This is a genomic window from Actinomadura sp. NPDC023710, from assembly GCF_040639875.1.
Taxonomy (GTDB): domain Bacteria; phylum Actinomycetota; class Actinomycetes; order Streptosporangiales; family Streptosporangiaceae; genus Spirillospora; species Spirillospora citrea.
On the sequence record NZ_JBFAGB010000025.1, the window covers coordinates 1 to 24,162 of the forward strand.

Annotated in this window: 20 protein-coding genes; 12 read left to right on the plus strand and 8 right to left on the minus strand. The window is 71.4% G+C overall.

The features are described 5' to 3' along the window. Nucleotides 1-1,298 (minus strand): M4 family metallopeptidase (locus tag AB0H37_RS26785; RefSeq protein WP_360615996.1); only part of this gene is annotated, 1,298 nt, incomplete at its 3' end. 331 nt (nucleotides 1,299-1,629) lie between these two features. Then, a complete protein-coding gene (locus AB0H37_RS26790) occupies nucleotides 1,630-2,658 on the minus strand; it encodes an alpha/beta hydrolase-fold protein (protein WP_329096202.1) in 1,029 nt (342 codons plus the stop codon). 138 nt (nucleotides 2,659-2,796) lie between these two features. On the opposite strand from AB0H37_RS26790, the gene AB0H37_RS26795 reads away from it, so the two are divergent. Further along, complete coding sequence (locus tag AB0H37_RS26795) at nucleotides 2,797-3,528, plus strand: isocitrate lyase/phosphoenolpyruvate mutase family protein (RefSeq protein WP_360615999.1); 732 nt, start codon at nucleotides 2,797-2,799, stop codon at nucleotides 3,526-3,528. A gap of 197 nt (nucleotides 3,529-3,725) precedes the next feature. Then, nucleotides 3,726-4,550: an oxygenase MpaB family protein gene (locus AB0H37_RS26800; RefSeq protein ID WP_360616001.1), complete on the plus strand. Its 825-nt coding sequence runs from the start codon at nucleotides 3,726-3,728 to the stop codon at nucleotides 4,548-4,550. A gap of 15 nt (nucleotides 4,551-4,565) precedes the next feature. Here the strand turns inward: AB0H37_RS26800 and AB0H37_RS26805 are convergent, their stop codons facing one another. Further along, nucleotides 4,566-6,305: a BCCT family transporter gene (locus tag AB0H37_RS26805; RefSeq protein WP_360616003.1), complete on the minus strand. Its 1,740-nt coding sequence runs from the start codon at nucleotides 6,303-6,305 to the stop codon at nucleotides 4,566-4,568. Between the two features lie 230 nt (nucleotides 6,306-6,535). Here AB0H37_RS26805 and AB0H37_RS26810 point away from each other — a divergent pair, with 230 nt between their 5' ends. Next, entirely contained in the window at nucleotides 6,536-7,744 is a 1,209-nt protein-coding gene (locus AB0H37_RS26810; RefSeq protein WP_360616004.1) for a PP2C family protein-serine/threonine phosphatase, read from the plus strand. A gap of 61 nt (nucleotides 7,745-7,805) precedes the next feature. Here the strand turns inward: AB0H37_RS26810 and AB0H37_RS26815 are convergent, their stop codons facing one another. After that, nucleotides 7,806-9,230, minus strand: a complete 1,425-nt coding sequence (locus AB0H37_RS26815) for a pyridoxal-dependent decarboxylase (RefSeq protein WP_360616006.1) — start codon at nucleotides 9,228-9,230, stop codon at nucleotides 7,806-7,808. A 71-nt stretch (nucleotides 9,231-9,301) separates the two neighbouring features. Here AB0H37_RS26815 and AB0H37_RS26820 point away from each other — a divergent pair, with 71 nt between their 5' ends. Next, nucleotides 9,302-10,246, plus strand: coding sequence for a helix-turn-helix domain-containing protein (locus AB0H37_RS26820; RefSeq protein WP_360616008.1), 945 nt, complete (start codon nucleotides 9,302-9,304; stop codon nucleotides 10,244-10,246). Nucleotides 10,247-10,412: 166 nt separating this feature from the next. On the opposite strand, the gene AB0H37_RS26825 is transcribed toward AB0H37_RS26820, so the two are convergent. Continuing rightward, entirely contained in the window at nucleotides 10,413-12,233 is a 1,821-nt protein-coding gene (locus tag AB0H37_RS26825; RefSeq protein WP_360616010.1) for a 5'-nucleotidase C-terminal domain-containing protein, read from the minus strand. A gap of 225 nt (nucleotides 12,234-12,458) precedes the next feature. On the opposite strand from AB0H37_RS26825, the gene AB0H37_RS26830 reads away from it, so the two are divergent. The 6 genes from AB0H37_RS26830 to AB0H37_RS26855 all read left to right on the plus strand — a co-directional run bounded on the left by AB0H37_RS26830 (nucleotide 12,459) and on the right by AB0H37_RS26855 (nucleotide 19,355). Further along, entirely contained in the window at nucleotides 12,459-13,355 is an 897-nt protein-coding gene (locus AB0H37_RS26830; protein WP_360616012.1) for a serine protease, read from the plus strand. A gap of 366 nt (nucleotides 13,356-13,721) precedes the next feature. Beyond that, nucleotides 13,722-15,314 carry an AMP-binding protein gene (locus AB0H37_RS26835; RefSeq protein WP_329096182.1) on the plus strand — a complete coding sequence of 531 codons (1,593 nt, stop codon included), beginning with the start codon at nucleotides 13,722-13,724 and terminating at the stop codon, nucleotides 15,312-15,314. Beyond that, the gene (locus tag AB0H37_RS26840; protein ID WP_179832073.1) at nucleotides 15,311-16,543 is read left to right on the plus strand and encodes an acyl-CoA dehydrogenase family protein; all 1,233 of its coding nucleotides are present in this window, start codon (nucleotides 15,311-15,313) and stop codon (nucleotides 16,541-16,543) included. The genes AB0H37_RS26835 and AB0H37_RS26840 overlap by 4 nt, the downstream gene beginning before the upstream one ends. A 24-nt stretch (nucleotides 16,544-16,567) precedes the next feature. After that, nucleotides 16,568-17,326 (plus strand): enoyl-CoA hydratase/isomerase family protein, encoded by a 759-nt coding sequence (locus tag AB0H37_RS26845; RefSeq protein WP_179832074.1) that lies wholly within the window; start codon nucleotides 16,568-16,570, stop codon nucleotides 17,324-17,326. 8 nt (nucleotides 17,327-17,334) lie between these two features. After that, nucleotides 17,335-18,282 carry a VOC family protein gene (locus tag AB0H37_RS26850; protein ID WP_360616015.1) on the plus strand — a complete coding sequence of 316 codons (948 nt, stop codon included), beginning with the start codon at nucleotides 17,335-17,337 and terminating at the stop codon, nucleotides 18,280-18,282. After that, nucleotides 18,273-19,355 (plus strand): acyl-CoA dehydrogenase family protein, encoded by a 1,083-nt coding sequence (locus AB0H37_RS26855; protein ID WP_360616017.1) that lies wholly within the window; start codon nucleotides 18,273-18,275, stop codon nucleotides 19,353-19,355. Before AB0H37_RS26850 ends, AB0H37_RS26855 begins: the two co-directional genes overlap by 10 nt. A 59-nt stretch (nucleotides 19,356-19,414) precedes the next feature. On the opposite strand, the gene AB0H37_RS26860 is transcribed toward AB0H37_RS26855, so the two are convergent. Together AB0H37_RS26860 and AB0H37_RS26865 are read right to left on the minus strand one after the other, a co-directional pair. Further along, nucleotides 19,415-20,029 (minus strand): 2'-5' RNA ligase family protein, encoded by a 615-nt coding sequence (locus tag AB0H37_RS26860; protein WP_360616185.1) that lies wholly within the window; start codon nucleotides 20,027-20,029, stop codon nucleotides 19,415-19,417. Nucleotides 20,030-20,178: 149 nt separating this feature from the next. After that, nucleotides 20,179-20,895, minus strand: a complete 717-nt coding sequence (locus AB0H37_RS26865) for a TetR/AcrR family transcriptional regulator (protein ID WP_360616019.1) — start codon at nucleotides 20,893-20,895, stop codon at nucleotides 20,179-20,181. Between the two features lie 86 nt (nucleotides 20,896-20,981). On the opposite strand from AB0H37_RS26865, the gene AB0H37_RS26870 reads away from it, so the two are divergent. Together AB0H37_RS26870 and AB0H37_RS26875 are read left to right on the plus strand one after the other, a co-directional pair. Then, the gene (locus tag AB0H37_RS26870; protein ID WP_360616021.1) at nucleotides 20,982-22,436 is read left to right on the plus strand and encodes an MFS transporter; all 1,455 of its coding nucleotides are present in this window, start codon (nucleotides 20,982-20,984) and stop codon (nucleotides 22,434-22,436) included. Between the two features lie 148 nt (nucleotides 22,437-22,584). Then, nucleotides 22,585-23,841 carry a hypothetical protein gene (locus AB0H37_RS26875; protein WP_360616023.1) on the plus strand — a complete coding sequence of 419 codons (1,257 nt, stop codon included), beginning with the start codon at nucleotides 22,585-22,587 and terminating at the stop codon, nucleotides 23,839-23,841. A 102-nt stretch (nucleotides 23,842-23,943) separates the two neighbouring features. On the opposite strand, the gene AB0H37_RS26880 is transcribed toward AB0H37_RS26875, so the two are convergent. Next, nucleotides 23,944-24,135: a hypothetical protein gene (locus AB0H37_RS26880; protein WP_179832081.1), complete on the minus strand. Its 192-nt coding sequence runs from the start codon at nucleotides 24,133-24,135 to the stop codon at nucleotides 23,944-23,946. Between the last annotated feature and the right edge of the window lie 27 nt (nucleotides 24,136-24,162).

Here is a 24,162-nt window from a genome sequence, read left to right on the forward strand (position 1 = left end):
GAGCCCTCGGCCAGCAGGTAGAACCAGTGGTTCTGCGGGCCGGCCGCCGCGTGCACCTCGGTGCTCGGGATCGAGGACGAGTAGCAGTTCGGGTCGCCCAGCGCGGACGGGTTGTACATGTTGCGGATCGGTCCGCTGCCGACCAGGTCGACTTCCTCGCCGATGAGGTAGTCCGGCGGGTCGTAGGTGGAGGGCTCGTTCATGTAGTGCTCGGTCAGCGTGCCGAAGATGTCGCCGGCCGACTCGTTCATGCCCCCCTTCTCGTTGCCGTTGCCGCCGCTGTCGCCGCCGGGCGTGGTGGTGAAGACGGCGTGGCCGTTCTCGTGGCCGACGACGTCGACGGAGGTGGCCTGCTTGGTGCCGGCCTGGTTGTGGCCGAAGTTGGTGTAGCTGCCGTTCCAGTAGGCGTTGACGTCGTTCAGGCCGACGCGGAGCGGGAAGCCGCCGCCGCTGCCGTTGACGCCGTTGCGGCCGAGCCAGGAGCCCAGCATGTCCCATTCCTTCTGGACCGCGTAGAGGGCGTCGACGCAGGCGGTCTCCAGGTCCGTGCCGCTGCCGCTGCCCCAGGCGCTGTCGGTGCCGGTGTAGGCGGAGCCGTTCTGGCCGCCGCACCGGATGCCGGAGCGCTGCGGGTCGGTCATGGACGTGGCGGCGGTGCTGAGGTCGACGGTGCCGTGGTAGTAGCTGCGGTCGTCGGCCGCGTCCCGGACCTCGTCGTAGGTCTTGACGACCTTGCCGGACTTGGCGTCGACGAACACGTGCAGCTTCGTCGGGGCCTTCTTCTGGGTGCCGCTGACGACGGTCTCGTAGACGAGGCGTCCCGAGCCTTCGGCGAGCACCATCAGGCGGGGCGTGGAGGCGGTCTCGACCTTGGAGACGCGGGCGCGCGAGGTCGTGGCGGCCTGAGCCGCGCCGACCGACGCCTTGGTCCCCACGTCGAGGGTGCGGGTCTGGTCGACGGAGGTGCTCAGCACGCCCCCGCTCGCGTTGGTGGTGACGACGAAGTCGCCGCCGTAGACGGGCAGGCCGTCGTAGGTGCGCTCGTAGGCCACGTACTGGAGGCCGCGCAGGCCCGAGGTGACCCCGCGCCGGACGATCCTGTCCTTCGGGGCCTTCTTGAACTCGGCGGGCTTCGCCGCGACCAGGCGGTCGGCCGAGGCGGCGGCGACGGTGCGGGGGTCCGGCCTGGCCGGTGCCGCGGGGGCGGTGCGGGGTGTCGCACCTGAGGCGGGCGAGGACATCGCCACGGCGAGGCCGACGGACAAGGCCGCCGCCCCGATCGCGGTCTGGTGTCTCACGGGGGTGCTCCTTCCACATGCCGGACGGGCGGAGGGGGTGGGCACATGGAGGCCCTTGTAAGAGCGCTCCAGGAACCGCCGCCCGCCCGGCGGGGGGTTGGGATGGGGGACTCATCCGGATGAGCTGACCCGAAGTGCACCCTGGTTCGAGAAAGGTGTCAATAAATCCATTTAGTTCTGGATTTTCAATACTGTTGGGCATCTCTCTGAAACCAATGGAATTCCATGGCGGAGCAGCGCGGACGGGCCGGGCCGAAAGGTCGGCCCGGCCCGTCCGGCAGGGAACCGCGGGGGCGGCGCGCGCGTTGAGACGCCCGGCCGCCCGGCGGGGTCAGGGGGCGATGCGGTGGCAGAGCCAGGAGAGCGCCAGGGGGTAGCGGTAGTCGATCGCGCCGTGGCCCGCGTCGAACAATTCGAAGTGGATCACGTCCTCGGCGACGCCGGCGTCGAGCAGCGCCCGGTGGAACGCCTGCGCGCCGATGTCGAGGTACCACTCGTCGCGCGTGCCGCCGTCGATCCAGATCGCCCGCTGCGAGCGCATCGCCTCGGCGTGCCCCGGGACCATCCGTACCGGGTCCCAGGCGAGCCAGCGATCCCACACCTCCGGCCGGAGCACGCCGGTGACCGGGTCGAACGGCAGGTCGGGCGTGCCGTCCTCGCGGGCGGAGTAGCACAGCGCCATGCCGAGGATGTTGAGCAGCTCCATGTCCTCGGGCTTGGTGAACGAGGTGCGGCTCCTGAAGTCGTCCCACCAGCGCCGGATGTCGCCGTCGTACTTGCGCAGGTGCCGGACGCACTTGGGGAACTCGGTCAGGTAGCAGTACTCGAACAGGGCGTCCCCCGCGTGCGTCGCGAGCGCCCCGAACAGGTCGGGACGGAGCATCGGCGTGATCATCGCGCCGTAGCCGCCGCTGGACTTGCCGCTGATCGCCCGGTGCCCGGGTGCGTCGAGCGTCCGGTAGTGGCCGTCCACCCATGGGACGATCTCGTCGCAGATGTAGGAGTGGTAGCGGCCCGTGCCGGGGGAGTCGACGTACTGGCTGCCGCCGTGCGCGGTCCAGGCGTCCACGAACACCACGATCGCGGGCGGCGCCTCCCCGGAGGCGAACACCGCGTCGGCCGTCTCGGGGAACGGCCGCCGGTACGGCATCCGGTTGCGCCAGATCCCGACATGCCCGGTGAATCCGGTGATCACGTAGACGCTGGGGTAGCGGCGGTCCGGTTCGTCGTCGTAGCCGGGCGGTACGTACACCAGTACCGGCCGCTCGTGCGGGTCGTCCAGCGGGTTGCCGCGAAGCAGCTCGCTGGTGACGACGTGCTCTTCGAGGCGGCCGGCGAGATCGGCGGACCACGGCTGCATTGCGTACTCCCTCGTCGCAAGCGGATGATCACCTCGACGCTAACCCATGGCCGGGACGGCGGGACGGGGCCGTCGCCCGGGGCGGGTGTCACAACGCGGCCGTGTTCTCCGTTCCTCTTGCGAAGGAAGGAGACAGACATGACCGACAACGCCGCACTCCTGAGGGACCTGCACCGACCCGGGGACCCGCTGCTGCTGCCCAACGTGTGGGACGCGGGGAGCGCGAAGATCGTCCAGGAGGCCGGGTTCCCGGCCCTCGCCACCGCGAGCGCCGCCGTGTCCGCCATGCTCGGCCACCCCGACCACGAAGGGGCGCCCGTGGAGGAGATGTTCGCCGCCGCGGGGCGCGTCATCCGCGCGGCGACCGTCCCCGTCACCGTGGACGCCGAGGCCGGGTACGGGCTGCAGCCGGGGGAGCTGGTCGAGCGGCTGCTCGCCATCGGCGCGGCGGGCTGCAACCTGGAGGACACCTATGCCGGGGAACTGGCCGAGCCGGAGACCCAGGCGGAGTACATCGCGGCCGTCCGGGCGGCGACCGGGGACGCCCTGGTGATCAACGCTCGCGCCGACACGTTCGTCGCCAAGGTCCCGGACCCGGTCGAGGCGGCGATCGCGCGGGGACGGCTGTACCTGGAGGCCGGCGCCGACTGCGTGTACCCGATCGCCGCGCCGCCGGACGCCGTTCCGTCCCTGGTGAAGGGGATACCGGGCCCGGTCAACGCGAACAACTTCCCGGGCACGTCGCTCGCGGAGCTGGCGGAGATGGGCGTCGCGCGCGTCTCCTACGGCCCGATGCCGTACCTGCGCGCCCTGGACTCCCTGAAGGAGTTCGCGGGCCGCGTCCTGGCGAAGGAGAATCCCTACGCCTGACCGGGTCACCCGCTCAGGACCGGCCCGGTCGACCCTGACCGGGTCGCCCGACCCGGCCTTCGTGCGGGCCGCGTGTGAGCGCGCTCTCGCCGCGGGCGCCTTGCAAGTGCGTACTTACAATGGCACAGTGAGACAAAATTCGACTCGTTGTATCACATGTGGGCGCAGGCGCGAGCCCGTACGGAGGTGGGGCCGGCATGACCGCGACCGTTGAGGAGACGCCGCCGAAGGTCGTCCTGGACTCGATCAGCGGGGTGGCCCTGGCCGCCGCCGCGTCCAACGTCGTCATGCAGCTCTCCCGCCTCCCGATCGGGCACGGCGTCGCGGAGAGCACGGTCGACAGCGGCCGTGTCGACAAGCACCCGGTCAAGCGGGCCCGCACCACGCTCAGCTACATCGCCGTCGCCATGCTCGGCACCGAGGCCGAACGCGAGGCGATGCGCCGCGAGGTGAACCGCGCGCACCGGCACGTCCGCGCGAAGGAGCCCGTCGCCTACAACGCGTTCGACCGCGAGCTGCAGCTGTGGGTCGCCGCGTGCCTCTACGTGGGCATCGAGATGATCTACACGATGCTGTACGGGAAGCCGTCGCCGGACCAGGCCGCCGACCTGTACCGGCACGGTGCCCGCTTCGGCACCACCCTCCAGGTCACCCCGGACCTGTGGCCGCCGGACCGGGCGGCCTTCGAGACCTACTGGCAGGCGGGCCTGGCGAAGATCGAGATGGACGACGTCACCCGCGGCTACCTGCGCGACCTCGCCGAGATGCGCTTCCTGCCCGCGCCCGTCCACTGGACGCTCGGCCGGTTCCACCGCTTCCTGACGCTCGGCTTCCTGCCCCAGCCGTTCCGCGACGAGCTCGGCTTCCCCTGGACGGCCCGCGACCAGGCGCGCTTCGACCGCTTCGTCCGTGTGCTGGCGGTGGGCAACCGCGCCCTGCCGCGCCCTGCCCGGGAGTTCCCCTTCAACCTCTACCTCCGCGACGTCCGCCGCCGCATCAGGAACGGGCGCCCGATCGTGTGACCGCGTCCCGGGCCCTCAGGGTCGCGGGTCCTCCGCGGTGTCCTCCGCGGTGTCCTCCGCGGCCTTCGCGCCCTCCCGCCCGGACGGCCTGATCTGGAGTTCGAAGTCGCCCTCGTGGTGGGTGACGCCGGCGATGACGGCGTCCTCCAGGACCTCGGCGCCCTTGTGCTGGCGGCGCATCATCGGGTCGGAGCGCACGTCCTTCGCCAGCGCGACGCACAGCAGGATCAGCACGATCGCGAACGGCAGCGCGCCGATGAACGTGATGTTCTGGATGCCGTTGAGGGCCTTGTCCCCGCCGATCACCAGCATGATCGCGGCGACCCCGCCGGTCATCGCGCCCCAGAAGATCACGACCCAGCGGGACGGAGAGGTCGAGCCGCGCTGCGACAGCGTGCCCATGACGATCGACGCGGCGTCCGCGCCGGACACGAAGAAGATCGCCACGAGCACCATGACGACGACCGCGGTCACCGCCAGCCACGGCAGGTGGCCGAGGACGTTGAAGGTGATCTGCTCCTCGGTGCCGTTCCCGAACGGGTTCAGGCCCCTGCGCTGCTGGTCGATGGCCGTCCCGCCGAAGATCGCGAACCAGACCACGCTGACCGCGCTCGGCACGAGGATCACGCCGCCGACGAACTGCCGGATGGTGCGGCCGCGGCTGATCCGAGCCAGGAACATCCCGACGAACGGCGCCCAGGAGATCCACCACGCCCAGTAGAAGATCGTCCAGTTGGACAGGAACGTCTTCATCGGCTCGCCGCCCGTCGCCCCGGACCGGGACGCCATCTGCCCGAAGTCCTGGATGTAGACGCCGAGCGAGGTGGGCAGCAGCTCCAGGATGAACACGGTCGGCCCCACCACGAACACGAAGACCGCGAGGACGATGGCCAGCACCATGTTGATGTTGGACAGCCACTGGATCCCGCGCGCGACCCCCGACACCGCCGACACCACGAAGCAGACCGTCAGCACCACGATGATCAGCACGAGGACGGTGGTGCCGAGCGAGGAGATCCAGCCCGCCTCCTGCATCCCGGTCCGGATCTGCAGCGCCCCGATGCCGAGCGAGGCGGCCGAGCCGAACAGGGTGGCGAACAGCGCGAGGATGTCGATGACCTTGCCCGCCGGGCCCGCGGCGCGGCGGCGGCCGAGCAGCGGGACGAACGCCGAGCTGATCAGCTGGCTGCGCCCCCGGCGGTAGTGGCTGTACCCGATCGCGAGCCCGAGCACGGCGTAGATCGACCACGGGTGCAGCGTCCAGTGGAACATCGTGGTCGCCATGGCCGTCTCGATGGCGGCCTCGCTCTGCGCCGGGTCGGTGCCGGGCGGCGGCTCGACGAAGTGCGTGAGGGGCTCGGCCACGCCGAAGAACATCAGCCCGATTCCCATGCCCGCGCTGAACATCATCGCGACCCACGAGACGGTGTGGAACTCCGGCTCGTCCTCCTCCCGGCCGAGCGGGATGCGGCCGTACCGGCTGAACGCCAGCCACAGCGAGAAGATCACGAAGCCGGTGGCGGCGAGGACGAACAGCCAGCCGAGGTTCGTCAGCAGCCAGCCCAGCATCGTGTCCGCGGCCGAGCTGAGGCCGCCGGTGTCGGCCCCGCCCCAGACCACGAACGAGGCCGAGAGCACGGCCGCGACGCCGTAGACGATCCAGTCGGTGTGCGGCCGTCCGTGCTTGACGAGACTCACGGGCTCGGTGCCGGGGTACTCGTCCCGCTCGCCGGGCTCGGGCTTGCTCCTCTCCATAGCCCGGTGTCCTGCCCGGAAGTTCACCATTCAGTTACGCGGCGAAGCGATTCGCGCGCAAAGTTTTCGGGATCCGGAAACCGCGCGCCCCGTCCCCCCAGCGGCCTGCAGTGCCGGATCCGGTGCAGTCCGGGGCGACACCTGGGGAATTCCCGCCCTGGATCCCGCCGCACCTGACCTTGGCCGTTATCAGCCGCCTGTGAAGGAAACACTGGAGAAGGGGGGTTTTGATGGCTGAACAGGATGTGGCACTGGAGCATCTGCTGGCGGCGGTGGAGCAGGCGCCGCCGGTCGAATCCTCAGCGGTGATCGGCCGCATCCTGGCCGAGCAGCTCGGCGCCTCGGACGTGTGCTTCATGCTCACCGACTTCGCCGGCGACTCGTTGTGGCGGCTGCCCGCCGAAGTCCGGTTCGGAGAGGGCAAGAACGACCGGGAGGAGCTGAGCGGCAGCCTGTACGACCAGGTGATCAGTTCCCAGCGGCTCCTCGTGACCGAGTCGCCCGGACCCTCGGGCGGGTTCGATCCCGGGTGGCGGGTGGTGGCGCCGGTGACCAACCGCGGCGACGCGATCGGCGTGCTGGAACTGACGATGCGGGAACGGCCCGGCGAGCGGCAATGCATGCACGTCGCACAGGCCGCGCACGCCATGGCCTACATCGTGGTGGCCAACCGCCGCTTCACCGACCTGTACGAATGGGGACGGCGCAGCCTGCCGGTGTCGCTGGCCGCCGAGATCCAGCACAACCTGCTGCCGGACGCGTTGTCGTGCGAGGCCGGCCAGGCCACCATCGCCGGGAGCCTGGAGCCGGCCGGTCACATCGCCGGCGACACCTTCGACTACAGCCTGGACGAGCACACCCTGTACATCTCCATCACCGACGCCATGGGCCACGATGTGCCCGCCGCGATGCTCGCCACACTGCTGGTGGGCGCCCTGCGCAACGCCCGCCGCTCGCGCGCCGGCCTGGCCGCACAGGCTCGGGCGGCCGACCGGGCCGTGACCGACTACGGGCAGGACGCCACCGCCACCGGCCAACTGCTGAGCATCGACCTGACCACCGGCCGCGCCCTGTTCGTCAACGCCGGCCATCCCTGGCCGCTGCGCCTGCGCGACGGGCGCGTCACCACGGTCGAACCTCATATCGACCCGCCCTTCGGTGTGCCCAACCCCGACGGTCACCGGGTGCAGGATTTCGACCTGGCCCCCGGCGACCGGGTGGTGCTGCTCACCGACGGCATGATCGAACGCACCACCACCGCCCTGGACCTGCCCGCCCTCATCGCGGACGGCTCCGGGCTGCACCCCCGCGAAGCGGTCCGGTCCATGACCCGCGCGCTGCACGAGGTCAGCGGCGGCGAACTCCGCGACGACGCCACCGTCATCTGCCTGGACTGGCACGGCCCCGGCTCCAGCCGGCGCACCCCTCTCGACCAGTAGGCTGGAACCAGCCGGCAACGCGGTCGCAGGTGCCCTCGCCCGTATCCCCTGACCTGCTGGTTCAGGTGCGTGCCTTGGTCACGGCGTCGACGAGGTCCTCGACGTCCGCGATCGTGGTGCGGTGGCTGATGACGCAGGCGCGCAAAGCGGCGCGCCCGTCCAGCCGGACGGGGCTGATCCACGCGCGCCCGCTCCCCACGACCGCGCGGGCGAGCGCGTCGTGGCGCTCCCACGTCCCGTCGCCCGGGTCGGCGAAGCAGACGACGGGGAGCGGGGTGTCGTTGACGATCTCCCAGCCCGTCGCGGTGAGCCCGTCGCGCAGCGCGTCCGCCAGTCCGGCGTCGTGTTCGAGCTGCTCGGCATAGCCCGCGCGGCCGGCGACGGCGAGGCTGAGGAACAGCTTGAGGCCCATGAACCGGCGCGACCACTGCTGGCTCGAGGTGTAGGGGTCGACGGTGCCGTGGATCTCGTCCGGCATGTAGGACGTGGTGACCCGGAAGGTCTCCGCGAGGCCCTCGGCGTCGGTGGTGAGCAGCGCGCCCGCGCCCATCGGGACGCTCAGCCACTTGTGCGCGTCGAGCGTGATCGAATCGGCGCGCTCGATGCCGTCCAGGGCGGGCCGCAGCAGGTCCGACAGGGCCGCGGCGCCACCGTAGGCGGCGTCCACGTGCAGGCGGAGGCCGTGGGCCGCGCAGAGGTCGGCCAGGTCGTGCGTCGGGTCGATCGCCCCGGCGCCGGTGGTGCCGGCCGTCGCGACGACGAGGAACGGCAGGTCGCCGCGTGCGCGGTCGGCGGCGACCAGCTCGGCCAGCCGTGCGGCCTCCATCCGCAGCCGGGGCCCGGTCGGGACCAGGCGCACCGCCTCCCGCCCGATGCCGGTGGCGTGCGCGATCTTCAGCCAGGCCAGGTGGCTCTCGGCCGACGCGTACAGGACCGGACGGCCGGGCAGCGCCCGCAGTCCCTTCTCGCCGTACTCGGGCCAGGTCCGGGTCAGCGCCAGCAGCACGGCCGTCAGGTTCGCCTCGGCGCCCCCGCTCGTGAACGACCCGGCCACCCGTTCAGGCGGGTAGCCGAGCCGTCCGCCCAGGAAGCGCAGCAGGTGCGCCTCGATCTCCGCGGCGGCGGGCGCGTGCGACCACGCGGCCAGCTGCGGGTTGAACGCCGCCGCGAGCGTCTCGCCGACCACGCCCATGAGGGTCGGTGTCGGGTTGAACAGCCCGAAGTAGCGGGGATGCGTGGTGTGGACGGTGGTCGCCCGCAGCAGCTCCGCGACCCCGTCGACCACCGTGCCGGGCGCGACGGGACGGACGAAGTCGTAGGCGCCGATCGCGTCCCGCAGCGCGCCCACGTCCACAGGCGCGCTCACGTCCCGCCCGGCGATCCGCTCGCGCTCCTCCCGCAGCAGGTCGACGACCTGCCGCCACACGCGCTCGGCGCCTTCCGCGGGCGGGTCGAAGGAGGCTCGTCCAGAGGGGAAGTCGTCCATGCGTCCGAGCATGATGCGCACCGACCCCCACCCCAAGTGGCAGAAGTGACCATCACCGCTAAATTAGTGACATGCACACATTGGCCGTCGCCGTCACCGAAGGCGTGCCGATCTTCGAGCTGGCGATCCCGTGCGAGGTGTTCGGGTACGAGCGCCCCGGGCTCGCCGACTCCTGGTACGACTTCCGCCTCTGCGCCGCCCCCGGTACCCGCACCACCGCCGGTTTCGCCCCGCAGGCCGAGCACGGTTTCGACGCGCTCGCGGCCGCCGACACCGTCGTGGTCCCCGCCTGCGCGAGCGTCGTCGACGAGCAGCCGCCGGACCTGGTCGACGCCGTCCGCGCCGCGCATGACAACGGCGCCCGCATCGTCTCGCTGTGCACGGGCGCGTTCGTCCTCGCCGCCGCGGGCCTCCTGGACGGACGCCCGGCGACCACCCACTGGATGCACGCGGGCCAGCTGGCCGCCCGTCATCCGGAGGTCCTGGTGGACGCGTCCGTCCTCTACATCGACGACGGCGACGTCCTGACCAGCGCGGGCACCGCCGCCGGGCTCGACCTGTGCCTGCACGTCGTCCGCAACGACCACGGCGCCGCCGTCGCGAGCGCCCTGGCCAAGCGCCTGGTGATGCCCGCGCACCGTCCCGGCGGCCAGGCCCAGTACATCGACGCGGCCGTCCCCCTGACCGACGCGGACGAACTGGGCCCGCTCCTCGACTGGGCGCGCGAGCGCCTGCACGAGCCGCTCACCGTCGCCGCGCTGGCGCGCCGCGCCAACGTCACCACCCGCACGCTGATCCGCCGCTTCCACGCCGCGACCGGCACGACCCCCATGGCCTGGCTGTGCGGCATCCGCGTCGACCACGCGCGCGAACTCCTGGAGACCACGTCCCTCCCGGTCGACCAGATCGCCGAGCGCTCCGGCCTCGGCAGCCCGGCCAACCTCCGCCACCACTTCACCCGGGTGGTGGGCGTCCCCCCGACCGCCTACCGCCGCACCTTCGCGCCCGCCCCGTGAGCTGTCCCGGGTCCGGCAGGGCCCGGGACGTCATGGTTCCAGCGCCCGGACGATCGCGGCCTCGATGCGGACGAAGCCGTCGGCGACGAAGGCGGCCACCTGTGCGTCGGAGAGCATGAGCACACGATGGCCGCCTCGGCGGGGTCACCGCCAACGGTTATCCGCGTCAGAAGACGGGGGTGCCGTTCCGGACGAGCTTCCAGTTCTCGACGTGGAACGTCGCGGGGTCGATGGTGCCCGCGGCGGACGCGTACTCGACGATCGCCTCGCGGATCGCCACCTGGGCGTTGTAGACGACCGGGGCCGTGGCGATGTGGGGGAAGCCGCCGCCGCCCGACTGGCGGTAGTTGTTGACGGCGACGACGAACTTCTGGTCGTCGGCGACAGGCGTGCCGTCGTAGGCCAGGTCGGTGATGCGCGAGCCTTCGGGCTCGGCGATGTCGACGTTGTAGGTGACGCCGGAGAACTGGTCGTAGTTGTAGTCGGGGCGGTTGTTCGCGTTCGTCCACGAGGCCGGGTCGACCGGGGCGCCGGGGTCGACCGGCTTGAAGTACTGGGCCGAGTACTCCAGGTAGGCCTTGATCTGGGACCCCGTCAGAATGCTCGCCAGCAGCGTGTTGTCGTAGATGTAGAGGCCGGCGATGTCGCGGATCGTGACCTTGCCCGCCGGGAAGGTCGCGGCGCGGCTGAAGGGCGCGGCGATCGAGACGACCGGCAGGGACGCGTTCTCGGTGCCCGCGACCGCCTCCTTGACCTTCGCGGTCTGCACCTGGTGGACGTAGTCCAGGATCGCGGTGTCCTTCCAGCACGACTCCGCCGCCGACATCTCCTCGGTGGAGGTGGCGACCTCCTTGTTGACGTAGGCGACCACCGCGTCGTGCTGCTTCTTGACGAGCGTGACGAGCGCCGGGTCCTCCTCGACCGTGTTGCTGTTCACGGTCGTCGCGGACTTGCCGGTGACCTTCCAGCGGCCCCGCTCGTGGACGAGGGTGAGGTCGAAGACCGACAGGCGCTGGCCCCAGCACTTCGGCTCGCTCATCACGACCGTCCGGCCGGTGGCCTTGTTGGTGACGAACCGCTCGGGTATCTCCAGGTGCGCGTGCCCGAACAGGATCGCGTCGATGCCCGGCACCTGCTCGGCGACCAGGGCGGCGGCGTTCTCGACGGGCAGGGCGTCGCCGTAGGACGAGGTGCCGCTGTCGCCGGAGTGGGCGCTGACGACCACGACGTCGGCGCCCTTCGCACGGATGACCGGCACCCAGCGCCGGGCCGTCTCCACCAGGTCCAGAAAGTCGAGCTTGCCGGAGACGTTGGCCTTGTCCCAGATCGCCACGCCCGGGTTGGTGAGGCCGAGCAGCCCGACGCGGATCGGCGGGAGGCCGCGCACCCGCATCGTCTTGATCATGTACGGCAGGTAGGCGGGGCGGCGGGTGCCCGCGTGGACGGCGTTGGCGGCGAGCACCGGCGCGTCCATCTGCTCGATCCACCGGTCCAGGAACGGGAGGCCGTAGTTGAACTCGTGGTTGCCGAGGGCCACGGCGTCGTAGCCGACGGCGTTCATCTGCCGCGCCATCGGGTGGATCCCGCCGGTCTTCGTGATCGGCTCGACGGAGGCGTAGTAGAAGCCGAGCGGGGTGCCCTGGATCGTGTCGCCCGCGTCGAAGAGCAGGGTGCGGTCGCGGCCGCGGTCGGCGCGGACCTGGTTCACCAGGCTGGAAACGCGCGCCAGCCCGACCACGTTGCCGCCGCTGTCGGTGTACTCGGCGTCCTTGTAGTAGTCCCAGTCGACGGCGTGGCTGTGCAGGTCGGACGTGCCCATGACGGTGATCGTCACGGAGCGGCCGCGGGGCGCGGCCTGCGCGGGACCGGGCCATCCGGCCACGGCGAGCGCGCTCGCGGCGGTGAGGCCGCCGAGGACCTGCCTGCGACTGACGTCCGGCACGCGGCACGAGCACCAGCGGGGCTCGGGTGCCTTCGGATTCTGCATGACGCTCTCGTTCCTTCGGCGGAGGGGACGGCAGAACGATAGAGGCGCAGCTCACGATCGCTTTCGGCGAGATTCTCCGATCCTTGGCCGGATTCGTTGGCAGTCCTTGTGCAGCACCCCTGACCTGGGGCTGTTTGATCTTGTGCCGCGGACCTGCGGACACCGGTCGGCCGCGGCCGGTAGCGTCCCTCGGGCCAAGATCAACTCGACCGATCGGAGCTGTCCTTGCGGACGCGCGACAGGAAGACGACGGGAACGTGGCGGAGGCTCGCCGGCGCGGTGGTGCTGGCAGGCGGGACGGTGCTCGCGAGCGGGGCGGTCGCCGGCCTCGGGGCCGCGGCGCACGCCGACGAGCCGCCGCCCACGCCGAAGATCATCGGTGGGACGCCCGCCGACCAGGCCTACCCGTTCATGGCCTCCTTGGAGTACGAGCGGAACGGCAACCCCGACTCGCACCGCTGCGGTGGCGGGCTGATCGACGGGGAGTGGGTGGTCACCGCCGCCCACTGCGTGACCCAGGCGGGCCAGAACGGGGCGCCCTACTCGGTGATGGACCCGGGGCTGTTCCATGTCCGGGTCGGGTCCAACGACCGGACGCAGGGCGGCACCGTCGCCAAGCTCAAGGGGATCGTCGTCCACCCTGGCTACCAGTACCTGGACGACCGTTCCGAGGGGAAGGACATCGCGCTCCTGCACCTCGACACCGCGGTGCCGCAGACGCCCGTCCGGCAGGCGACGACCATTCCCGCGCCGGGGACGCCGGTCCGGCAGATCGGCTGGGGCTACACCTCGACGAGTGACGACGACCCGAGTCAGCTCCCCGTGCAGTTGCAGCAGCTCGACACGAAGGTGATCGCGCCGACCACCCTGAAGTGCCAGGTGGACGCGAACGGCGATGACGCGTGGGGCTACCGCGACCACGACATCTGCACCGACAACCCCGAGGGCGTCCGCGGTCCCTGCGGCGGCGACTCCGGCTCGCCGCTGCTGATCAAGGTGAGGGGCCGCTGGGTCATCACCGGGGTCGACTCCCGCGGCGTCGGCGACGTCTGCGGCGAGACGCCCGACATCTACACGAGCGTCGGCCACTACCACCGCTGGATCGCCGGCGTCATCGGCTGATCCCGTCCCGCGCGAACGCCCGGTCAGGCCATGCCCGACCGGGCGTTCCGTCATATCGGGGGTACGTCGCCTACCGGGACGCGTGTCCGAAACCCGGCCGCCGCGATGGTGTGGCCTGCGTCACAGTGGTGACCCGGCGTCTCAGTAGCTCACCGCTTGAACATCTTTGTGGCCTTTAAGTCAGTATTGCCGTATTTAGCGTTTCGTGTTCCTCTATTTAAGGCAATGTCTGATTGCGGACCACCGCTGGCCGTTTCCGCGCCGCCGTCCGCCCGCCCGCCGTCGAGCCGCCCATCGAAACCGCCCAGCCACCGAGCCGCCAGCCATCGAGCCGCCCCACGCCACGCAGCGACAGCGGAGGTCCGGATGCGCAAGGAGACGCTGGAGAGCTTCGTCCTCGGGGACGTCCTCCGGTCACAGGCGCAGGTTCACCGAAGACAGACGTTCCTCAGATTCCGCGACGGAGAGATCAGCTACGGCGAGGTGGACGCCGCCGCCGACCGGCTGGCCCGCGCGTTCTCCGCCGCCGGCATCGCCCGCGGCGACCACGTCGGCGTGATGCTGCCCAACTGCGCCGACTTCGTCCATGTCATCTTCGCGCTGGCGCGGCTGGGCGCGGTCGCCGTGCCGATCAACATCGCCTACCGGGGCGAACTGCTCCGGCACGTCCTGGACAGCTCCGACTCCCGCTGGCTGGTCGTCGACGGCCCGTACGCCGAGCGGCTCGTCGAGATCGCCGACCGCCTGCCCACCCTGGAACGGGTCGTCGTGCGGGACGCCGCCGCGGCCGGGGTGCTGCTCGACCGGCTCGGCAAGCCCGCCCGGGAGATGTCCGCGCTCCCGGCCGACGGGTCCGGGCCGGTGGACGCCGGGGTCGGCTTCGCCGACATGCAGGCGATCATGTACACGTCCGGTACGACCGGGCCTTCCAAGGGCGCGATGGTCCCGCACGCGCTCGCGCTGACCTGCGCCTACGACTCGCTGGACTTCCTGGACCGCTGGGGCAAGACGGTCTACTGCCCGCTGCCGCTGTTCCACGCCGCCGCGCTCTGGGACGGCATGCTCTCGGCCCTGCTCGGCGGCGGCTCCATCGCGATCGTCGAACGGTTCAGCGCGTCGAGGTTCTGGGACGACGTGCGCCGCTTCGACGCGCAGGTGTGCATGAGCGTGTTCTCGATGATCCCGATCCTGCTGAACCGCCCGCCGACGTCCCGCGACCGCGACCACCGGCTGGAGACGTTCTACATGGGCAAGTCCAACCTGGACGAGCCGCTGCGGGAGCGGTTCGGCGTCCGGTCGGTGGAGACCTACACCAGCACCGAGGCGGGCATCGCGACCGGCAGCCCGTACGGGGAGTGGCGGCTCGGCTCGTGCGGGCAGGCGCACGAGGAGCGGTTCCAGGTGGCCGTCGTGGACGAGTGCGACCGCGAGGTCGGGCCGGGGGAGCCGGGCGAGCTGGTGCTGCGGCCGAAGCAGCCGTTCGTCCTCACCACCGGCTACTACGGCAACTGGGAGGCCACGACCCACTGCTTCCGCAACATGTGGTTCCACACCGGAGATCGGGTGTGGCGCGACGACGACGGGTATTTCTACTTCCTCGACCGGATGAAGGACGCGATCCGCAGGCGGGGGGAGAACATCTCGGCGTTCGACCTGGAGACCGAGATCAACCGGCATCCGGCGGTACTGGAGTGCGCCGCGATCGGCGTGCCCTCGGAACTGGAGGACGAGGACATCAAGGTGTCGGTCGTGGTGCAACCGGACACCGGGCTCGACCCGGAGGAACTGGTGGCCTACTGCGAGGAGCGGCTGCCGCGCTCGATGGTGCCGCGCTACGTCGAGTTCATCGACGCGCTGCCGCGCACCCCGACGGACAAGGTCGCCAAGTACCGGCTGCGCGCGCAGGGCGACGGCGGGATCACCCCGACCACCTGGGACCGGGAGGCGAGCAGCCCGTGAACTGGGACGACACACCGGAGCAGGCCGCCTTCCGCGAGGAGGTCCGGGCCTTCGTCAAGGAGCGGTTCCCCGCGTCCTACCGTCCGGCGGGGGACGAGGAGCAGAGCCTCGAACCCGAGGACGTCGCCGGCTACAACTGGCCGGTCGACCGGGTCGCGGACGACCCCGAGCGCCGCGAGGGCGCGCGGGCGTGGGCGGCGGCGCTGGCCGAGCGCGGCTGGATCGCGCCGCACTGGCCGCGGGAGTACGGCGGCGCGGGCCTGTCCGCGCTGGAGGAGTTCGTCCTGCACGAGGAGATGATGCGGGCCCGGGTGCCGACCGTGAACGGCATCGGCGCGTTCCTCCTCGGCCCGACCCTGCTGGTCCACGGCACCGACGAGCAGAAGGCCGTCCACCTGCCGCCGATCGCGGCGGGCGAGGCGACGTGGGCGCAGGGCTTCTCCGAGCCGGAGTCCGGCTCCGACCTGGCCTCGCTGCGCACCCGCGCCGTCCGGGACGGGGACGAGTACGTCGTGGACGGCCAGAAGGTGTGGACGTCCCTCGGCCAGTACGCCGACTGGCTCTTCGTGCTCGTCCGCACCGACCCGTCCGCCGAGCGTCCCCATCGCGGCATCACGTTCCTGCTCGTCGAGGCGGACGCGCCCGGGGTGACGATCCGCCCCATCACCGACATCCGCGGCACCGCTCCGTTCTGCGAGATCTTCTTCGAGGGCGTCCGGGTGCCGGTGGCGAACCGCGTCGGCGAGGAGAACCGCGGCTGGTACGTGGCGATGTCCGCGCTCGGCTTCGAGCGGGCCGGGATCGGCGCCACCATCAAGTACGAGCAGGCCCTCGCCGAGCTGGTGGCCCATCTCAGGTCGCCGGAGGGGGAGCGGCACGCCCGGCGCGGCCCCGCGCTGCGGCAGGAGATCGCGCGCCGGCGGACCGAGATCGCCGTCCTGTACAACCTGGCCCGCTACACCGTGTCGCGGCAGGCTGCGGGCGACGAGCCCGGCTTCGAGGCGTCCGTCAACCAGCTGTTCGGGGCCGAGCTGCACCAGCGGCTCGCGCGGACGGGCGCGCTGGCGTTCGGGCGGTCCGCCGCCCTGTGGGAGCGCGAGGGGGCGCCCCTCGACGCGGTGTTCACCCACATGCGCCGGGACTCGGTCGCGTCCACCTTCCTCGGCGGCACCACCGAGATCCAGCGCAACGTCATCGCCACCCGGGGCCTGAACCTGCCCCGCGGCTGACCAACACGGGAGGAGCGCACGAACATGCCCGACGAGAACGCCTACGAGACGGTCGACCTGCGGATCGAGGAGCGGGTCGCCTGGCTGACGCTGAACCGGCCGGACAAGCTCAACGCGCTGACGCCCACCACGATGACGGAGCTGCGCGACATCTTCACCCGCGTGGACGACGACGAGGACGTCTGCGTGGTGGTGCTGCGCGGCGCGGGCGAGCGCGCGTTCTGCGCCGGCATGGACCTGTCCTGGTCGGAGAAGCTGACCCCGCGCGAGCGGATCGAGCAGGGCCGGCTCGGCGAGAAGACGTTCGCGATGATGGAGCGGCTGTCGGTCCCGGTGATCGCCGCCGTGCACGGGTACGCGGTCGGCGGCGGCCTGGAGCTGGCGCTCGCGGCGGACTTCATCATCGCCTCCGACAACGCCAAGATGGGGCTCGTCGAGATCACGTTGTCGGCGCGCCCCCCGTACCGCCCGAAGATGACCGAGGACGGCGACCCCGACCAGCCCGAGTTCGGCGGGTCGGCGCCCGGCTGGGGCGGCGTGAAGCGGCTGCCGGAACGGATCGGCAAGGCCCGCGCCAAGGAGCTGCTGTTCACCGGCGCCCGCATCGACGCCGAGCGGGCGCTGCGCCTCGGCCTGGTCAACGACGTGTATCCGGCGGAGGAGTTCGACAAGCGGATCGGCGAGCTGGCCGAGCGGATCGCGGCGATGAACCGCTACAACCTGCGGCTCGTCAAGGAACTCGTCACCTACGGCTACGACTGGATCGAACCCCACCCGAGCTAGGAGGACCCGTGCAGATCTACCGCATCGATCATGTCGCGCAGGTGACCCCCGACCTCGACACGCAGGTCGCCCTGCTGGAGGGGCTGTTCGGGTTCCGGCGCGTCCGGAGCTGGGACAACCCCGCCGAGGGCGTGCGCGGCGCCCGGCTGGAGATCCCGGGAGGCCGCGGGCAGGCGTGGGAGGTGGTCGCGCCCGCCGGAGACGGCGCGTCGCTGCAGACCTGGCTCGACGAGCACAACGGGCGCCCGGGCCTGCACCACGTCGGCGCCGAGGTGCCCGACCTGGAGGCCGTCCGCGCGGAACTCGAAGTGCGCGCCATCAAGCCGACCGACTGGGCGTGGGGACGCTGGCTGGAGGCGTCGCTGAGCCCGCCCGAGCACGGCCCCGGCGTGCTGTGGCGGCTCCGCGGGCCGGGCGGCCTGGACATGTGCGGCGACACCGCCGCCTCGGTCACCGAGCCGTCCGGGCCGTCCGGACCGGACGGCCCGTCGCTCGGCGTCGTGACGCTCGACCACATCTGCCAGGCCTTCCACGACCGGGACGTCCTCGCCCGCTGGTACCGCGACCTCGCCGGATTCGTCCAGGTCTGGCGGACGGCGGACGAGGAGCACCCCGACATGGCCGACCTCGTCCTGAACATCCCCGGCTCGACGATCTGCTGGGAAGTGATCATGCCGCGCGGGGAGGACTCGTTCATCGACCGCTTCCTGGAGCGCGGCGGCCCGGGCGCCCACCACGTCACCTTCGAGGTGGCCGACTGGGACGCGGCCCTGGCGGCCTGCGACCACCACGGCGTCCCCACCTTCGACGACGAGGAGGGCGTCACCGACGGCGCCGCCTGGAAGCACACGTTCGTCCACCCGAAGCACACCGGCGGCATCCTCGTCCAGCTGTTCTGGGAGGAGCGGCCGGGCGTGTGGGTCCGCTCGGACAAGGTGCCGCCGCCATGGACCTGAGCCTGACCGAGGACCAGGAGCTGATCGCCGCCACGGCCCGCGAACTCCTGGAGTCCAAGGCCGCGGCGGCGGGCGCGCGGGCCCTCGGCGGCGACCCGGCCGGGTACTCGGCGCCGCTCTGGAAGGAGATGGTCGAGCTCGGCTGGACGGGCCTCGCCTTCCCCGAGGAGCACGGCGGCGTGGGCGGCGACTTCCTGGACGTCTGCCTGCTGTTCGAGCAACTGGGGTACGCGCAGGTCCCGAGCCCGCTGCTGGCCTCGGTCGCCTGCTGCGGCATGCCGGTCGCGCGGTTCGGGACGTCCGCCCAGAAGGAGCGCTGGCTGAACGCCATCTCGGACGGCCAGATCGTGACCGCCGCGCCCCTCCCGTGGGACCGCCCAGGGGAGGGGCCGGTCGCGACACGCTCCGACTCCGGTTACGTCCTGGACGGCACGGCCACGTTCGTCCCGTTCGCCGCGTCCGCCGAGCACATCCTCCTGGCGGCGCGCCTGGACGGCGAGCCGCACGCCTTCTGGGTGGACGCCGCGGACGTCACCCTGAAACCGCTCGGAACGATCGGCCACGACCGTCCCTGCCAAGCCGAACTGGACGGCCTGTGGGTCCCCGGCGAAGCCGCCCTGGGCGCGGACGCCGCCGCCGCGATCTCCCTGTTCGGCGCGGCCGCCACCTGCGCCGAGATGGTCGGAGCCGCGCAACACGTCCTGGACATGACGGTCCAGTACGCCACAGAACGCGAGCAGTTCGGCCGTGCCGTCGGCTCGTTCCAGGCCGTCCAGCACCACTGCGCGAACATGGCCATCGACGTCCTGGGCTCCCGCTTCACCGCCTACGAGGCCATCTGGCTCCTGTCGGTGAACCGCGACGCGGAGCAGCAGGTGGCGATGGCCAAGGCATGGGTGAGCGAGGCGTACGAAAGAGTGTGCGCCCTGGGCCACCAGGTGCACGGCGCAATCGGCTTCACCCAGGAGCACGACCTGCACCTGTTCTCCGAACACGCACTTGCGGCGTCCCTGGCCTTCGGCGACGCAGACCTTCACCTGGACCAGCTGGCCACCGCCCTCGACCTTCCCTGACCGCGAACCTGATGCCCGCCGGGCCGACCCGGCGGGCGTCAGCTCGCACGCCGTGACCCTCAACCGCCCGACGCGACCTCTGCGAGCCGCTCCCACCGGTACAGATGCCCGTCCCCCACCTGGGCGACCAGATAAGCGGCGGTCACCCGCAGAGGGACCGGCTCGGGGCGCAGGTCGAGAGCGTCGATGACGGGCGCGGCGGGCCCGTCGGCGTTGCTGTAGGCGACGGAGATGTGCGGTGTCCAGCCCGGCTCGCCGTCGAGCGGGTGCACACCCACGGTCTCGGCCGCGGCCTGGCGCATCGCCTGCCGGACCGGATCGAGCCCGCGCCCCGGACGGACGCCGAGCGCCACCCCCTCGCTGTGAACCCACAGCCGCCCGACCTCCACCTCGATCGGTTCAAGGGCGGCCAGACGACCGGCGACCCCCGCGGTGAGCGCCTCCACCTGCTCGCCGGATATCTCGTCCTCGAACCCGACGATCTGCGTGGTCATGTGCAGCCACTCGGCAGGAACGAGATCCAGCCCGTCCACCCCGGCGAGCTTCTCCTGGTAACGACGGACCAGGTCGAACACCTCCGGCTGCCCGTCGGGCAGGATGTGCCAGAGCAGCATCCTCCGTCCAGGCCGCATCCCCGGAAGCCACCACCAGTGGTCGGACATGCGTTCGGGCATCGGGTTCACGGGGCCTCCAAAAGCGCTCAACGCCAGCATGCCGGACGCGCCGCTCAGGCCGGGAACACCGGCCCGGCCGCGCGGGCCCTTCGAGGGACGGGGCGACGGGCGGTGCCGGTGGCCCACCCTGTGGCCACCGGCTACGACGATCAGGCGGGTGGTGCGATGCCGAGCGACCCGATGAGGTCGATCATCTCGTCGCGGTAGATGGTGGCGGGTTCGTGGGTGAGCGTGCGCAGGTGGCCGTAGATCTCCAGGGCCACCAGGCCGTGCATGCGGCCCCACACGCGGAGCGCGAGCGCGACGGCGGCCGGCGGGAGGCCGGGGAACTTCGCCTGGATGTGGGCTGCCAGGCCGGGGTCGAAGTCCTTCCATGAATAGCGGCGCAGGCCCGGCTGCAAGGGCTCGGCCTGCGCCCAGATCGCGGCGATGAGGCCGGTGAGGCCGGTGCAGGCGCGCTGCTCGGCCTCCTTGGCGGGTCCGTCGTCGGGCGCCTGGTAGCCCGACACCGGGTCGCCGTAGACCAGACGGAAGCCCTCGGGGTTGGCCAGGGCCCATTCACGAACGGTCTGAGCCCAGGCCAGGATCCGTCCGCCGGGGTCGTCGGCGGGCACGGCGTCACGCGCGGCCTCCGCCGCGTCCACCAACGAGGTGTAGACGTCGCTGATCAGCGTGGTGATCAAGTCGTCGCGGGTGGCGTAGTAGCTGTAGATCGCGCCCGCGGTCATGCCCATCTGGCGGGCGATGGCCCGCAGCGAGATGGCGTCGGGTCCGCCGTCCGCCATGAGCTCGAGCGCGATCGTCTTGATCTCCGCGCTGGCCTGCGCGCGCAGCCGGTCGCGTCGGCTCGTCGTCTGATCGTTCACGCTTGACACTCTACAGCGTTGTAGTACTGTCCGCCGTGGCAAAGTTGAACGGCGTGTAGTAAATCAACGCTGTGAAGGAGAACTTCGTGGAACAGGCCCCGTCCCGGCCGCCGACACGTGCCGGCCTCAGGCTGGCGCTGCTGGCGTCCACCCAGCTCATCGTCGCTCTCGACTACAACATCGTTTATGTGGCGCTGCCCGACGTCGCTGGCGCGCTCGGCTTCACCGCGGCGTCGGTGCAGTGGGTGGTCAGCGCTTACGCCGTCGGTCTCGGCGGGCTCCTGCTCTTCGGCGGCCGGGCCGTCGACAGGCTGGGCCCGCGCCGCATGTTCATGCTCGGTCTGGCCTTGTACGGCGTCGCCTCCCTCGCCGGTGGCCTCGCGCCGGACGCCGGTGTGCTGATCGCCGCCCGCGCCGTTCAAGGTGTCGGCGGGGCACTGCTCACCCCGGCGACGCTCGCGCTGATCTACAGGGGGTTCGCCGAAGGCCCCGAACGCAACCGGGCACTCGGTGCCTGGGGCATGGCGGGCAGCGCCGGTCTGGCCGCAGGTTCGCTGCTCGGCGGCGTGCTGACCAACTACCTGGGCTGGGAGTGGGTGTTCTTCGTGAACGTCCCGCTGGCCCTCGGCGCCGCACTGGCCGCGCTGCGGCTGCTGGCAACCGATCCGCCCCGCGTCTCCGGCTTCGGCGGGTTCGATCTGCCGGGCGCGCTGCTGGCGACCGCGGGCTCGGTGCTGCTGGTGCTCGGCCTGGCGAGCGGGCCGGAGCACGGCTGGGGGTCGCTGCGCGGCGCTGGTGCGCTGACCGCCGGAACCGCGCTGCTGGGAGCGCTGCTCGTCGTCGAGTCACGCACCCGGGACCCGCTGGTCCCGCCGCGACTCCTGCGCAATCGCGGCCTGGCCACGACCATGGCGGTGATCGCCGTGTTCCAGGGGACCCTGGGCGGAGGCTACTACGTGCTCACCTCCTACCTGCAGCCCGTCCTGGGCTACAGCGCCCTGGAGGCGGGGCTGACGTTCCTGCCCCTCACCGTCGTCTGCATGGCCGCCGCCCTGAAGATCGCCCCGGCGATGCTCGGCCGGTGGGGCGTCCGCACCACGCTCAGCATCGGCATGCTCGGCGCCGGAGCGGGGATCGCCGTCCTGGTCGCCGGGATGCCGGCCGAGGGCGGATTCTGGACGCTGATGCCCGGCAGCCTCATCTGGGGCGTCTTCGGCGGTGTCGCCTTCGTCGCCCTGTTCGCCTCGGCCGGCGCCGGAATCACGCCTCATGAGCAGGGCGTCGCCTCTGGGCTGGCCAGCACTGCCAAGGAGGTCGGCGGCGCCATGGGTTTGGCGGTCTTCGTCGCCGTCGCCACCGCGGGCCGCGCCACCGGCCCCGCCACCCCCGGCCTCCTGGACGGCCTCCACACGGCCGGATGGGCCGCCGCGGCCGTCACCGCCGCCGGGGGGCTCATCGCCCTTGCGCTCAAGCCCGACGCGGCGAAGACCGCGCCGGGGAAAGAATCCGACCCCGCGCCTGTGGAGGAAGTCGCCCCATGAGCACCGACAACGAGTGGTCGGCTTCTTCAAGTAGCACCGCAAGCCGAAGAGGTGTGTTTGGGTACACCGCCTGAGGGGCCTGAGTTCACCGGCTTCCGGGTGTGTAGGCCGATGGTGTGAAGACACCCTGCTTCCTAGCGTCATGGGCATGGAAATGAGCTTCGTGGGCAGGCGCGTGTCGCGGGTCCTGATCGGTGCCGCGCTGGTCGTGTCGGGCGCGGGTTGTGCCGCGCAGCCCGGAGAACATGCCGCGGCTGCGGCCGGACGGTCGGACGTCACCGGCGGGCGGGGGACGGTGGTCTCGGTGACGCCGGTGGTCGGCATGTCGCGGTCGCAGGTCCGCGACTACCTGGGCGATGAGGGGCTGACGTCTCCGCCGCCGCGCAGTGGGGTGAGCGGCTTCAGGGTCGTCTACCGCACCGTCTCCGCGACCGGCCGGCCCACCGTTGCCAGCGGCGTCGTCGTCCTGCCCAGCGACACCGCCGGGACGTTGCAGGCCGTCAGCTTCACCCATGGAACCCATGCCGGCCGCAGTACCGCCGGTTCGGTCGCCGCGGACGGCCAGAGCAGGATCGCGGCGATCTACTACGCCACCGCCGGATACGCCGGTGTCGCCCCCGACTACCTCGGTCTTGGCGAGGGGCCCGGAGCGCACCCCTACCTGGACGCCGCCTCGGAAGCGTCCGCATCGCTGGACATGCTCCGCGCCGCCCGCGCCGTCGCCGCCCGGCAAGGCAGAGGACTGGAACGGCGGGTGCTGGTGACCGGCTTCTCGCAGGGCGGCCAGGCCGCCATGGCGCTGGGACGCCGACTGCAAAGCGGCACCGACTCCTATCTGCGGCTGGGCGCGCTGGCCCCGATCAGCGGGACGTACGACCTGCGGCGCGCGCAGCTCCCGGAATCCCTGCGCGCCCGGGGATCGCTGGACCCGCGCGTGTCCGCGTTCAACCTCGCCTACGCCACGGTGTCCTGGAACCGGCTCCACCACCTGTACAAGGCGCCCTCGGAGGTCTTCCAGGCGCCCTATGACACCACCGTGGAACGGCTCTTCGACGGGAGCCATGATGAATCGGACATCTTCCCGCAACTCCCCGCCAGTCCCGATCGGCTGGTGACCCCGCGCTACCTGCGCCGGCTCGATCACCCCTCCGGCGCCCTCCTGCGGGCGATCCGTGCGGCCGACGGCACCTGCGACTGGGCTCCGAGCGTCCCGACCAGGCTCTACGGCGCGTCCGGCGACGAGCAGGTCACCTTCGGCAACACGCGCAACTGCGTCCGCGCTCTCCGCGCCCACGGGACCCGGCCGCAGGTCGTGGACTACGGCACCGGCACTGGCACCGATCATTTCGCGACCCTCCACCGCGCCCTGCCCGACACTCTGCGCTGGTTCCAGACCCAGACATGAGCCGAGCGGCCATGACAAAAAGGAAGTCCTGGCCGCATAGCGGCCAGGACCCTTATAGGAGCTCCCGAAATTCATCGGGATGAGAGCTTTGAAAGCAGTTGCTTACCCGTAGTAGACCCCACTGCAGTACGTGCAGATCTTGAAGCCCTTCGTGTGGTGGTCCACCAGATTGTGGTTGCCATCCGGGCTCGAAGGGCAGTCCCCCATGCAGATCGGAAGGTTGGAGGACTCGGGCTGCTGGTCGAACGGTGTCTCGGGCGGCAGGTCGGACTGCGGCTCGAGCTTCGGCTCCATCAAAAGCACGTTTGTAACTCCCCAGTT